Genomic DNA, 11,791 nt, shown 5'->3' on the forward strand with positions numbered 1-11,791 from the left:
TGAATTTCGCACCATGCGGTGCAAAATGTTATCCGGTATTAGCCCCGGTTTCCCGGAGTTATCCCAGTCTTATGGGCAGGTTACCCACGTGTTACTCACCCGTCCGCCGCTAACTTCATAAGAGCAAGCTCTTAATCCATTCGCTCGACTTGCATGTATTAGGCACGCCGCCAGCGTTCATCCTGAGCCAGGATCAAACTCTCCAATAAAGTTAGTTTGTCTAGCATCTAAAATAAAAATTGACGTTTCACGTTATTTGTTTCGTTCAGTTTTCAAAGAACTTGTTTGCCGCTCATTTGCGACTTCCTTATGTTAACATCTTCGTTTTTCGATGTCAACTAAGTTTTTTAATTTCTTTTTTCGCTTTCTGCTGTTCCGCATCAGCGACGGTTATTAATTTATCATATATTAACTACTTGAGTCAACACTTTTTAATAAAAAATTCTTTTTCTTACATAACGGATGCATTCTTCTGTATTTGCTACTCTTCTAAATAAACAAAAGAGAATTTTATATCGTTCTTCCATTGTCTTTTTTACGACATCATGTATTCGCTCGTCTGCAAAATCGAATAAAAGCTCATCCAGCTCTCTCTTCAATACATATTCTATTTCTTTCTGTTCTTCTTTTGTAATCATAATCCCAAGCAAACTATCACCTCAACAATTACTCATATGCCTATATAAATACAAATTAAAAAACCCACATAAACTCTAATCTTTAGGTGGAAGAGAACATCCGGTCATGCATAGGAGCGATCAGACCCTCTTTCCGCGCCCTATGCCAAATTAAAACAAAGAGAGAAACGAGTGCAGATCACCCTTTGTTCTTCCTAGCAGCGACTTATATGTTAGAAAATCAAAACATATATATAAAATAACGTAACATATTCATCAACTCTAATGACGAATGCATCACCACCAGAATTACAATTCATACTATATTGTCCATTATATCCATTTCCTACGATATTAATCGTTCAGTTCTCTTTTCAACTTTTTGAGCATATAAGTAACTGAAAAGGATTGGACAAAGGGGCGGAGTATTATGTTTTTCTTTTTTATAACAAGTAAACGTAAATTTAAGCACATTAGTTTAATTATTATACTGTCCTTGTTTACAGCATGGCTTCTTTTTTTTAAGACATATTCTCATCAATCGGCTTTTTCAACTGCAACTGGTCCAAAAGTCATTTACAAAGGCGATACCGCAAAAAAACAAGTTGCGTTAACATTCGATATTAGCTGGGGAGATAAAAAAGCAGTTCCTATTCTTGATACTTTAAAAGAAAGAGAAATTAAAAATGCGACTTTCTTCCTTTCTGCAGCATGGGCAGAAAGACACCCCGATATTGTCGAACGGATTATACAGGATGGTCACGAAATTGGCAGTATGGGATATAATTATACAGCTTATACTTCTTTGGAGGCGAACGAAATGCGAAGAGACCTTTTACGTTCGCAAGATGTGTTTACAAAGCTTGGCATAAAACAAGTCAAGCTCTTGCGGCCTCCTAGTGGGGAATTTAATAAAACAGTTCTCAAAGTAGCAGAGTCTCTTGGATATACTGTTGTACACTGGAGTAATAATTCAAACGACTGGAAAAACCCTGGTGTAAATAAAATTGTATCAACAGTTGCTAACAATCTACGAGGTGGAGACATCGTTTTATTACACGCTTCCGATTCGGCACTTCAAACAAATAAATCTCTACCGCTGCTCCTGCAGAAATTAAAAAGCGATGGCTATGAGCAAGTATCTGTATCACAGCTTATTTCTAACACAAGTGCAAGAAGTAATGACATAAAGTAAAACTTTAATCAGTGGGAATTCTCTCCGCTGAATTTTGAGGTGGAAGTGTTACTGTCCGCAAATAGCAGGATACAAATCCCCCATACTAAAAAGGATACAGCACCCCATACGAAAGGTGCTGTATCCTTTTTCACTCGTATATTGTTAACTAACTGACTTACTTCTTTGTCCTATTAAACGATGTAATATGAGTAACTGATATGCATTACACAATAAAAGTGGTATAACCATCAAATATAACCAATCAGTATCATTAATCCGAAGCGCCGGTACCCATTCAAGGATTGTTACGACGACCATAAAGAATAAAGCCGGTATAAACGCTTTTTTATTCGTCTCTTTACTCTTTATATAGGCTACAAGTGCTCCAAATAAAAACAACATTCCTGCTACAAGAATATTATTCCCAAACGAAACATCTCCATTTGCAACGAGTACCGATCTTAAATAAACAAAATCAAAAAGTACAAATGCAATGAAAAAGAGCTGAACTGCGTTCCAAAGAGCAGACGATCGGAACATTCCTAGTCCAAAACGATGAACTGTTAAATACGCAAAAAAGCCCATTTGACTAATTACACTAAAAATAAAACCAACGCCAAGTAACCAAAAAGAAATCATTAGAATCTCTTTACCGTCGAAATTTTGAAAAAATTCAGCGTACTTGTCCCATCCTAAAATAAAACCAATAAGGATTGTACTAATCCCTCCAAGTAGCAACGTCGTTAAAAATAGTCGTACCCATTTTCGGCTATTCACAACACATCCCCCATTATTGATATATTTCTACTTAAATTGTATCAATGACAATTTCAAAAAGCTAGCCATGAACATGTATAAATTCCTCTAAGATATTTATATTAAAAAAGAGAACTGTGTTGAAAGGAGCTCCAGCTAATGAAACGGATGCTGCTCGTTTTAGTTTCTTCACTTCTTTTTACTGTACTTGTCGCATGTGCACAAGGAAAAGAAGCGAAATCTGAATTAGATTACGATCAAACAAAAAAAATGATTGTCGATATTTTAAAAACCGATCAAGGAAAGAAAGCAATTCAAGATGTATTAACAGATGAGAAAATGAAACAAGCACTTATATTGGATGAAACTGTGGTCAAAAAAACGATTGAAGATGCGATGGTATCCGAAAAAGGGCAGCAGCTTTGGGAAAAACTATTTAAAGACCCAGAGTTTTCAGCGAAATTCGCAAAAAGTATCAGTAAAGAACAAACAGCCTTAATGAAAACTCTATTAAAAGACCCTGAATATCAGGCAGGCGTTATAGAAATTATGAAAAACCCCGAAGTAGAGAAGATGATGCTACAAACAATGAAAAGCAAAGAGTATCGTCAATATTTACAACAAGTATTAACAGAGTCCGCTGAAAGTCCACTCTTCCAAACTAAGATAATTGATATCATTAGCAAAGGTATTGAAAAAGCCGAAAAGAGCGGCGGCTCTGAAAAAAAAGAATCTGGCGGAGAAGGCGGTTCAAAAGGCGGAAGCAAAGAGCAAAAATAAAACAACTCCTTGCACATAGGAAATTCCCCATCACCACATACAGGATGGGGAATTTTTCTACTTGCATAAATTTATTTTTGTTTAACTGATGTTCTATCAATAACTTGCTCAGCTATCGTCCGATAGATGACACCCGTTTTATGTGTATCCTCGTATACCGATGGCGCAAAATCTTCTTTATTCCAATCTGGTTGCTGAAGTGGGATTCGTCCTAATACATCTGTTTGTAATTCTGCGGCTAACTTATCTCCTCCGCCTTTTCCAAACACATACTCTTTCTCACCGGTTACTTTACTCTCGAAGTAAGCCATATTTTCAACAACCCCAAGAATACTATGTTCAGTACGAAGTGCCATAGCACCTGCACGAGCTGCAACAAATGCCGCTGTTGGATGAGGCGTTGTTACAATAATTTCTTTACAAGATGGTAGCATTGAGTGAACATCTAAAGCCACATCCCCTGTACCTGGTGGCAAGTCTAATACTAAATAGTCTAAATCGCCCCATTCCACCTCTGTAAAAAAGTGATTTAACATTTTACCAAGCATTGGCCCTCTCCAAATAACAGGAGCATTGTCTTCTACAAAGAAGCCCATTGAAATTACTTTTACCCCTAAGCGCTCCACTGGAATAATTTTATCGCCTCTTACGATTGGACGCTTTTCGATTCCCATCATATCAGGCACACTAAAGCCATATATATCAGCGTCAATAATACCAACTTTCTTTCCTAAACGAGCTAATGAAATCGCAAGGTTTACAGAAACAGTTGATTTACCAACTCCGCCTTTTCCACTTGCAACTGCTAAAAATGTTGTTTTAGCATGCTCTGATAATAAAGATTGACTTTCTTTCTCTTCTTGCGGTGGCGCAAACTGCGCTAGCTCTTCCTCTGTAAATTCAGCGAAACGCAAACCAACCGTTGCTGCTCCAAGTTCTTTCACAAGCTTCACAATAGTAGCCTGCAATTGCATTTGTTCAGCAGTCCCTGTTTTTACAATTGCAATTTTAACACTGACATGCTCTTTCTCAGGCTTTATATTTACCTCTTTAATTGCATTTGTTTCTTTTAATGTTTTATGTAGAAATGGATCATTAATCCCTTCAAGTGCCTCCACTACTTGCTCTTTCGTTACCATAATCAGCCCAGCCCCCTGTATGAAAAATAAAGTCATGTTAAATAAATTGGGTTTATTTATTTTCATTTCCAAAATAAATGCGTTTACATTTCCAGTATAACATATTTTCCGAAAACTTCGTTAACGAGAGGAACTCAAAAAACCCTCCTTACTCAGGAGGATTTCCTTTTTCCGTAAAATAACGTAGTATTCCCCGGTATATCGCAGCTGCAACCTTTTGCTGATACTTCTCTGAATTTAACATATATCGTTCATTTACATTCGATAAAAAACCAGCCTCAACTAAAGCACCTGGTGTTTTTGCATACTTAAGTAAATAAACACGGGAGATTGTTTTAGCTGAGCGGTTCGTATTTTCTAGGCTAGTTCGCAATTCAGCCTGTATAAACTTTGCTGCACGCTCATTTTCAATTAAAGACCGATAATAAAACGTTTGTGCTCCCTTCGAACTACTGCTAGGCAAAGCATTTAAGTGAACACTCACAAAAAAGTCTACATCCGGCTTATTAATAATCTCTACACGTTTTTTGAGATCTTCTGCTTTGCGCCTACTATATGACTTTGTGTCTTTATCAGCTAGATCATAATCTCCCTCTCGCGTTAAAATAACTAAAGCACCTTGTTCTTGCAAATAGTCTTGTACCATTTTTGTAATTTCAAGCGTAATGTCTTTTTCTACAATATCTTTACCACCAACCGCCCCTCCATCTGGTCCACCATGTCCGGCATCTAGTACAATTACTTTTCCAGATAAGGGTAAATTCCAAGCTCTCCACGATTTTGTAATTTGAAATTCTTGTTTTACCAAGAAAAACAGTACAACCGCAGCAAGCATAAAAGAGATAATTCGAATTCTCTTCATACCTTTCCTCCTCCAGCTAGTCCCTCTAATTACTTATATGGGACAAGAGGAAAGTTTATGCTTCTCTTAATGCAGCTTTAAACGATATCTTCTTTCACCCTTTTCATACCCTTCGCGCCACCATGAACTAATAAACTGTTCACAGGACTCATACAGCAACTCCTTATCGTTTGATTCTATCTCCCGCATGGTCATGCTTGTTAAAAATTGAAACAACATTTCTGTTAATTGCTGCTCCTCTTCTAAAGCTCTATATTTCACATCAAAAAAAGATTCACCATAATAGCCAAATTTGCTATATCTTGCTCCTAATAAGTACGATTCAATTCCAAGTTCAATACAATAATCCTCGTACTGTCTGTGCAGCTCTTTCATATCGAAGGCATCACGAATATTAGATCTTAATGTTTTTAATGATAGTTCGCGAAGCATCTTCCGTTCATATTTCAACTGCTTTTCTTTTTGTTTTTCTTGTAAGCTAACAATGACATTCATAGTACTTATAAACCTCCCTAATACGTATTAGTCTAAACTTCTAAAGATGAAGCATACGTAAGAAGGCAGCACTAAAATATTCCAAGCAATAATAAGGGGACTAAAAATAATTGAGGATAATTATATAAATAAAAAACAATATAAAACCTTTCTCTGCCCCATGCCAACCAAGTTTAAACAAAAAGAACATACGAGTGCAGGTTACCTTTTGTTCTTCATAGCAGTGATTTATATTGTGAAAAATCAAAATGAATTTATCCCGTAAGCTCACGATGGGTGGAAGTTTCACTTTATATAGTTCCATTAGGCATATTGAACTCCCCCCACCTTCACTTCGTTTAGAGGAGGGGGGTCTTACTGGTTGAAATAATAAAAAACCCCAGCCAATAGACTGGGGTTTGAAGTTCGCAAAAATTAACGTTTTGAGAACTGAGGTGCACGACGTGCGCCTTTAAGACCGTATTTTTTACGCTCTTTCATACGTGCGTCACGAGTTAATAGACCTGCACGTTTTAATGTTAGACGGTATTCTGGGTCAGCTTTTAATAAAGCGCGAGAGATACCGTGACGAATAGCACCAGCTTGACCAGTGTATCCACCACCATTTACGTTTACAAGTACATCGTAGTTACCTAAAGTTTCTGTTGCAACTAGAGGTTGTTTCACTACTTCACGTAATGCAGCAAATGGGATATAGTTTTCAAAATCACGACCGTTAATGATAACGCGTCCTTCGCCTGGAACTAGGCGTACGCGTGCTACTGAACTCTTACGACGTCCAGTACCATAGTATTGTACCTGTGCCAATGTAAGCCCTCCTTTAATTAATTATCCGCGAAGTTCGTAAACTTCTGGTTTTTGTGCTTGGTGTGGATGCTCAGCTCCAGCATACACATTTAATTTTTTAGACACTTGACGTCCTAAACGTCCTTTTGGAAGCATGCCTTTAATTGCAAGCTCTAACATTTGTACAGGGTAGTTTGTACGCATTTCTAGAGCTGTTCTTTGTTTAAGTCCACCTGGGTGGTTAGTGTGACGGTAGTAAATTTTATCGTTTAATTTATTACCTGTTAAATGAATTTTCTCAGCGTTAATAATAATTACATGATCACCCGTGTCAACGTGTGGTGTAAATGTTGGTTTGTTTTTACCACGTAAAATGGATGCTACTTCACTAGCAAGGCGACCTAAAGTTTGACCTTCAGCGTCAACCACATACCATTTACGCTCAACTTCGTTAGCTTTTGCCATAAAAGTCGTACGCATGTGTTTCCCTCCTCGTTATCTTTTCCATAGAAAAAATCTATTGTTTATCTTAAACACGATTTCCTTCCGGGGCTAATCGTGGTTTTAGAAACAATACCATATGTTATGATATCCTTTTGAGTTTCTAATGTCAAGCAAATGTTACACCAGGATTAGTTGTTATAGTTTACCTGCCATAAATAAAGCCCGTGCCCTGGCACCATCTTCCCGGCAAAACGACGATCTTGTTTTTTTAAAATCTCTGGAATGCTGTCAGGAACCATCTTTCCTTGTCCTATGCTAAGTAGTGTACCAACAATAATTCGAACCATATTATATAAAAATCCATTACCTACAAAACGAAAAATTAACTCATCATCTTGTTCCATTAAATCTATTTCATAAATTGTGCGCACTTTATCCTTTTTGTCAGTTTTTGCCGAACAAAACGAAGTGAAATCATGTGTTCCAATAAAATAAGAAATTGCTTTTCTTATAGATTCTATCTCAAGCGGATATGGATACTGGTATACGTAATTTCTACGAAATACATCAGCATTTTTAGATAATAATACACGGTAGCGATATTCTTTTCTCTCAACACCATAGCGTGCATGAAAATCTTCTGTTTTTTTCTCTACTTGCCTGACAACTATATCGTCTGGCAGCATCGTATTTAAGGCATTCATCCATTGCCATTCTTCAAGAGACAACGGTGTGTCAAAATGAATAACCTGTCCTCTGGCATGAACAGTAGAATCTGTTCGTCCTGATGCCTGAACACGAACAAGCTCTCCTTTATGCAACTTTTGCAGAGCCTTCTCTATTTCTTGTTGAACAGTACGATGCTGCGGTTGAATTTGATAACCGCAAAAATTGATGCCATCATATGCAACTGTACATTTTATTCTTTCCATTTCTCTATTCTCCATTACGATCGCACCCATGCCAGAATACATGCTAAACAAAGTAAACTTACTATCGTTAACGTATCGCTTGTTTTCCAGCGTAGCTGCCTAAATTTAGAACGTCCCTCACCACTTTGATACCCACGCGCTTCCATTGCAATCGCTAAGTCCTCAGCACGCTTAAAAGCACTAATAAAAAGCGGTACAAGCAAAGAAATAACCGCCTTTAATCGATCCTTTATCGGCCCACCAGAAAAATCAATACCACGGGATGCTTGTGCTTTCATAATTTTATTCGTCTCATCCATTAATGTTGGAATAAAACGAAGAGAAATAGACATCATCAATGCAATTTCATGAACAGGAACCTTTATACGCTTTAATGGCTTTAACAATGTTTCCATACCATCAGTAATTTCAATTGGTGTTGTTGTTAACGTTAATAATGTCGTCATTAAAATAATGACAAAGAAGCGTATAGAAATATATATCCCTTGCTCTAATCCCTTTTCATGTATCGAAAACCAACCAAGCTGAAGCAGTACATCCCCTTCTTTATTTGTAAAAATATGCAGAAAAAAGGTAAACAGAAAAATCCATAAGATTGGTTTTAAGCCCGAAAGTACATAACGAATCGGCACTTTTGCAAAAAATAAAGCAATGAGTGCATATAAAAATAAAAGTCCATATGAAATCGCATTATTTGCTAAAAAGACAACAAATACATATAAAAAGACAATCAACAGCTTCGCACGTGGATCAAGTTGATGAATGAGTGACCTACCTGGAATATATCTCCCAATAATCAACTGCTGCATGATTCATGACCACCTTTTCGTAACACCTGTACAACTTCATGAGTAAGATCCTCTAAAGATAAGGTAGCCTTCGGAATCGAAATACCAAACTTCTCTTCAATTGCACGTTTATACTTTAAAGACATTGGAAGATCCACACCGATTTGTTCTAACTCATCTGCATGTAAAAATACTTCCTCTGCTGTTCCTTGCAAAAAGACCGTTCCTTTATGCATAACCACAATTTGATCCGCATATTTAGCAGCATCCTCCATATTATGGGTAACAAGGATTACTGTAAGCCCCTGTTCCTTATGAAGCTTATAAAACATCTCCATAAGCTCATGCTGTCCTTTAGGATCAAGCCCTGCTGTGGGTTCATCTAATACAAGCACTTCCGGTTCCATCGCAAGTACGCCTGCTATTGCAACACGTCTCATTTGTCCACCACTTAACTCAAACGGCGAACGCGCTAATAGCTCTGGATCCAATCCTACAATCTCAATTGCATCCCTTGCCTTTTGTCTTGCCTCTTCTTCCGATACTCCAAAATTTGAGGGTCCAAAACAAATATCTTTCTCAACTGTTTCTTCAAATAACTGATGCTCTGGAAATTGAAAGACAACCCCTACTTTTTTTCGTAGCGGCTTTAATTTCTTTTCTTTCTTTTGTGAGGAAATCAAATGCTCCCCAATTTGGACCGTGCCATTTGTCGGCTGCAATAAACCATTTAAATGTTGAATCATCGTCGATTTGCCGGAACCAGTATGACCGATAATGGCATAATACCCCCCACTTGGAAACGACACGTTTACATCATAAAGCGCGCGTCTTTCAAATGGAGTTTTATATTGATAACGATGCTCTACTGTTTGGAATGTAATCTCCAAAGTTCGTTCACCAAGCTTTCCATTGTAAGATGCGTATTTTGCAGTGGAATCTCATTTCTTTTTAATAATTCTGCTATTTTCACTGAGAATGGTACATCTAATCCGATTTCCCTAAGCATATGAGAGGACTTGAAAATTTGCTCTGGCGTACCTACCTCTAATATTTCTCCCTGATTCAAAATGATAACACGGTCTGACTGTGCAGCTTCTTCCAAATCATGCGTAATCGATAACACGGTAATACCTTTTGTATCCACAAGCTTCCTCACCGTTTCAATTACTTCACGTCGTCCTTGTGGATCTAGCATCGATGTTGCTTCATCCAATATTAAAATAGATGGTTGCAATGCTAGCACACCTGCAATTGCAACACGTTGCTTTTGTCCACCAGATAACGAATGAGGCTCTTCATTAAGAAACTCTTCCATTCGGACCATCTGCAGCGCTTGATTCATCTGTTCTACCATCTGTTCCCGAGGCATCCCGATATTTTCAAGGCCAAATACAACATCATCTTGCACTGTTGTCCCAACAAATTGATTATCTGGATTTTGAAATACCATACCTATTTGCTTTCGAATATCCCATACCGTTTCTTCAGATAAAGTCATTGTATCATTTACAACAATCGTGCCTGATTCCGGTAAAAATAAACCATTTAATAATTTTGCAAGTGTAGACTTTCCTGAACCATTTTGTCCAATTACAGAAACCCATTCTCCCTCATATAAAGAGAATGATACGTCTTTTAGCACATAAGAAGTTGCCCCGGGATATTGAAATGATATATTTTGCGTGCGAAGTTTCTCTTTTTTCAATGCAAGGCACCCTCTCTCATTACTTCATCAAGTTAGCCTATTTTCTATATTTAAAAAAAAAGGGCCACGACCAGTTACTTGAAAAGAACTGTCCTGCCCTTTTAATTATCATTATACTAACTCGATAATTACCATTGGTGCTGCGTCTCCGCGACGTGGACCAATTTTTGCAATACGAGTGTATCCGCCTTGACGCTCAGCATAGCGTGGAGCTACATCAGCGAATAATTTTTGAAGTGCATCTTGACCAGTCTCAGCATTAGCAACTTCATTGCGGATGAAAGATGCAGCTTGACGGCGAGCATGAAGATCTCCGCGTTTACCTAAAGTGATCATTTTTTCCACTACAGAACGAAGTTCTTTTGCACGAGTTTCTGTCGTTTGGATGCGCTCGTTGATAATTAAATCTGTAGCTAAGTCACGTAACATAGCTTTACGTTGCGCACTTGTACGGCCTAATTTTCTGTATGCCATTCGTAGTTCCCTCCTTTGTTGATGAGATTAAATCCTCAGTCGTCTTTACGTAAGCCTAAACCTAATTCCTCAAGCTTATGCTTAACTTCTTCTAAGGATTTACGTCCTAAGTTACGAACTTTCATCATATCTTCTTCTGTTTTGTTCGCAAGCTCTTGTACAGTATTAATTCCTGCACGTTTTAAGCAATTATAAGAACGAACAGAAAGATCAAGTTCTTCAATAGTCATTTCTAGAACTTTTTCTTTTTGATCTTCTTCCTTCTCGACCATAATCTCAGCATTTTGTGCTTCATCAGTTAAACCAACGAAGATATTTAAATGCTCAGTTAAGATTTTGGCACCTAAAGAGATAGCTTCTTTTGGCCCGATGCTTCCATCCGTCCATACATCAAGCGTAAGCTTATCATAATTTGCCACTTGTCCGACACGTGTCTTTTCCACTTGGTAAGTCACACGTGATACTGGAGTATAAATAGAATCAATAGGAATAACTCCTATTGGTTGATCTTCGCTTTTATTTGCATCAGCTGGCGTATACCCACGGCCACGCTTTGCAGTTAAACGCACGCGGAAATGCGCATCTTTTGCTAACGTCGCAATGTATAAATCTGGATTTAAGATTTCAACATCACTATCGTGAGTAATATCAGCAGCTGTGACAATACCTTCGCCCTGTACATCGATTTCCAACGTCTTCTCTTCTTCAGAGTAGATTTTAAGAGCTAACTTTTTCAAGTTTAAGATGATCGTCGTAACGTCCTCTACTACGCCCTCAACTGTTGAAAATTCGTGTAATACGCCATCAATTTGGATAGCAGTTACAGCGGCACC

15 protein-coding genes and 1 rRNA gene are annotated in these 11,791 nt (G+C 37.8%); 2 read left to right on the forward strand and 14 right to left on the reverse strand.

The window, feature by feature from the left end; all coding sequences use genetic code 11:
• Together C564_RS0129755 and C564_RS0129760 are read right to left on the reverse strand one after the other, a co-directional pair.
• Positions 1 to 209, reverse strand: a 16S ribosomal RNA gene (locus C564_RS0129755); the annotation flags it as partial.
• Positions 210 to 431: 222 nt separating this feature from the next.
• Positions 432 to 650, reverse strand: a complete 219-nt coding sequence (locus C564_RS0129760; protein WP_003194409.1) for a hypothetical protein — start codon at positions 648 to 650, stop codon at positions 432 to 434.
• 397 nt (positions 651 to 1,047) lie between these two features.
• On the opposite strand from C564_RS0129760, the gene pdaB reads away from it, so the two are divergent.
• A complete protein-coding gene (gene pdaB / locus C564_RS0129765) occupies positions 1,048 to 1,812 on the forward strand; it encodes a polysaccharide deacetylase family sporulation protein PdaB (RefSeq protein WP_018767971.1) in 765 nt (254 codons plus the stop codon).
• Between the two features lie 144 nt (positions 1,813 to 1,956).
• On the opposite strand, the gene C564_RS0129770 is transcribed toward pdaB, so the two are convergent.
• Positions 1,957 to 2,571 (reverse strand): KinB-signaling pathway activation protein, encoded by a 615-nt coding sequence (locus C564_RS0129770; RefSeq protein WP_018767972.1) that lies wholly within the window; start codon positions 2,569 to 2,571, stop codon positions 1,957 to 1,959.
• Positions 2,572 to 2,709: 138 nt separating this feature from the next.
• Here C564_RS0129770 and gerD point away from each other — a divergent pair, with 138 nt between their 5' ends.
• Entirely contained in the window at positions 2,710 to 3,330 is a 621-nt protein-coding gene (gerD, locus tag C564_RS0129775; protein WP_003205520.1) for a spore germination lipoprotein GerD, read from the forward strand.
• A 71-nt stretch (positions 3,331 to 3,401) separates the two neighbouring features.
• Here gerD and C564_RS0129780 read toward each other — a convergent pair whose 3' ends face one another.
• The 11 genes from C564_RS0129780 to C564_RS0129830 all read right to left on the reverse strand — a co-directional run.
• On the reverse strand, positions 3,402 to 4,469 hold the full coding sequence (locus C564_RS0129780; RefSeq protein WP_018767973.1) for an Mrp/NBP35 family ATP-binding protein: 1,068 nt from the start codon (positions 4,467 to 4,469) through the stop codon (positions 3,402 to 3,404).
• Between the two features lie 148 nt (positions 4,470 to 4,617).
• Positions 4,618 to 5,331 carry an N-acetylmuramoyl-L-alanine amidase CwlD gene (gene cwlD, locus C564_RS0129785; RefSeq protein ID WP_016116963.1) on the reverse strand — a complete coding sequence of 238 codons (714 nt, stop codon included), beginning with the start codon at positions 5,329 to 5,331 and terminating at the stop codon, positions 4,618 to 4,620.
• A gap of 66 nt (positions 5,332 to 5,397) precedes the next feature.
• Positions 5,398 to 5,826 (reverse strand): DUF2521 family protein, encoded by a 429-nt coding sequence (locus tag C564_RS0129790; RefSeq protein ID WP_003194397.1) that lies wholly within the window; start codon positions 5,824 to 5,826, stop codon positions 5,398 to 5,400.
• A 414-nt stretch (positions 5,827 to 6,240) separates the two neighbouring features.
• Positions 6,241 to 6,633, reverse strand: a complete 393-nt coding sequence (rpsI, locus tag C564_RS0129795; RefSeq protein WP_000079986.1) for a 30S ribosomal protein S9 — start codon at positions 6,631 to 6,633, stop codon at positions 6,241 to 6,243.
• Between the two features lie 21 nt (positions 6,634 to 6,654).
• The gene (gene rplM, locus C564_RS0129800) at positions 6,655 to 7,092 is read right to left on the reverse strand and encodes a 50S ribosomal protein L13 (protein ID WP_001260793.1); all 438 of its coding nucleotides are present in this window, start codon (positions 7,090 to 7,092) and stop codon (positions 6,655 to 6,657) included.
• Between the two features lie 152 nt (positions 7,093 to 7,244).
• Entirely contained in the window at positions 7,245 to 7,988 is a 744-nt protein-coding gene (gene truA / locus C564_RS0129805; protein ID WP_026008759.1) for a tRNA pseudouridine(38-40) synthase TruA, read from the reverse strand.
• A gap of 14 nt (positions 7,989 to 8,002) precedes the next feature.
• Positions 8,003 to 8,797: an energy-coupling factor transporter transmembrane component T family protein gene (locus tag C564_RS0129810; RefSeq protein WP_018767975.1), complete on the reverse strand. Its 795-nt coding sequence runs from the start codon at positions 8,795 to 8,797 to the stop codon at positions 8,003 to 8,005.
• Positions 8,785 to 9,666: an energy-coupling factor ABC transporter ATP-binding protein gene (locus C564_RS0129815; protein ID WP_018767976.1), complete on the reverse strand. Its 882-nt coding sequence runs from the start codon at positions 9,664 to 9,666 to the stop codon at positions 8,785 to 8,787. Before C564_RS0129815 ends, C564_RS0129810 begins: the two co-directional genes overlap by 13 nt.
• The gene (locus tag C564_RS0129820; RefSeq protein ID WP_018767977.1) at positions 9,642 to 10,484 is read right to left on the reverse strand and encodes an energy-coupling factor ABC transporter ATP-binding protein; all 843 of its coding nucleotides are present in this window, start codon (positions 10,482 to 10,484) and stop codon (positions 9,642 to 9,644) included. Before C564_RS0129820 ends, C564_RS0129815 begins: the two co-directional genes overlap by 25 nt.
• 111 nt (positions 10,485 to 10,595) lie before the next feature.
• On the reverse strand, positions 10,596 to 10,958 hold the full coding sequence (gene rplQ / locus C564_RS0129825) for a 50S ribosomal protein L17 (protein WP_000331491.1): 363 nt from the start codon (positions 10,956 to 10,958) through the stop codon (positions 10,596 to 10,598).
• A gap of 35 nt (positions 10,959 to 10,993) precedes the next feature.
• On the reverse strand, positions 10,994 to 11,791 hold a 798-nt coding region (locus C564_RS0129830), incomplete at its 5' end, for a DNA-directed RNA polymerase subunit alpha (RefSeq protein ID WP_018767978.1).

It is taken from the genome of Bacillus sp. 105MF, from assembly GCF_000374885.1.
Taxonomy (GTDB): Bacteria; Bacillota; Bacilli; order Bacillales; family Bacillaceae_G; genus Bacillus_A; species Bacillus_A pseudomycoides.

What these genes read in the sequence shown, in the direction of transcription:
- pdaB (WP_018767971.1), top strand. Translation starts at nt 1,048, where the DNA reads ATGTTTTTCTTTTTTATAACAAGTAAACGTAAATTTAAGCACATTAGT.
- gerD (WP_003205520.1), top strand. Translation starts at nt 2,710, where the DNA reads ATGAAACGGATGCTGCTCGTTTTAGTTTCTTCACTTCTTTTTACTGTA.
- C564_RS0129780 (WP_018767973.1), bottom strand. Translation starts at nt 4,469, where the DNA reads ATGGTAACGAAAGAGCAAGTAGTGGAGGCACTTGAAGGGATTAATGAT.
- cwlD (WP_016116963.1), bottom strand. Translation starts at nt 5,331, where the DNA reads ATGAAGAGAATTCGAATTATCTCTTTTATGCTTGCTGCGGTTGTACTG.
- C564_RS0129790 (WP_003194397.1), bottom strand. Translation starts at nt 5,826, where the DNA reads ATGAATGTCATTGTTAGCTTACAAGAAAAACAAAAAGAAAAGCAGTTG.
- rplM (WP_001260793.1), bottom strand. Translation starts at nt 7,092, where the DNA reads ATGCGTACGACTTTTATGGCAAAAGCTAACGAAGTTGAGCGTAAATGG.
- truA (WP_026008759.1), bottom strand. Translation starts at nt 7,988, where the DNA reads ATGGAAAGAATAAAATGTACAGTTGCATATGATGGCATCAATTTTTGC.
- C564_RS0129810 (WP_018767975.1), bottom strand. Translation starts at nt 8,797, where the DNA reads ATGCAGCAGTTGATTATTGGGAGATATATTCCAGGTAGGTCACTCATT.
- rplQ (WP_000331491.1), bottom strand. Translation starts at nt 10,958, where the DNA reads ATGGCATACAGAAAATTAGGCCGTACAAGTGCGCAACGTAAAGCTATG.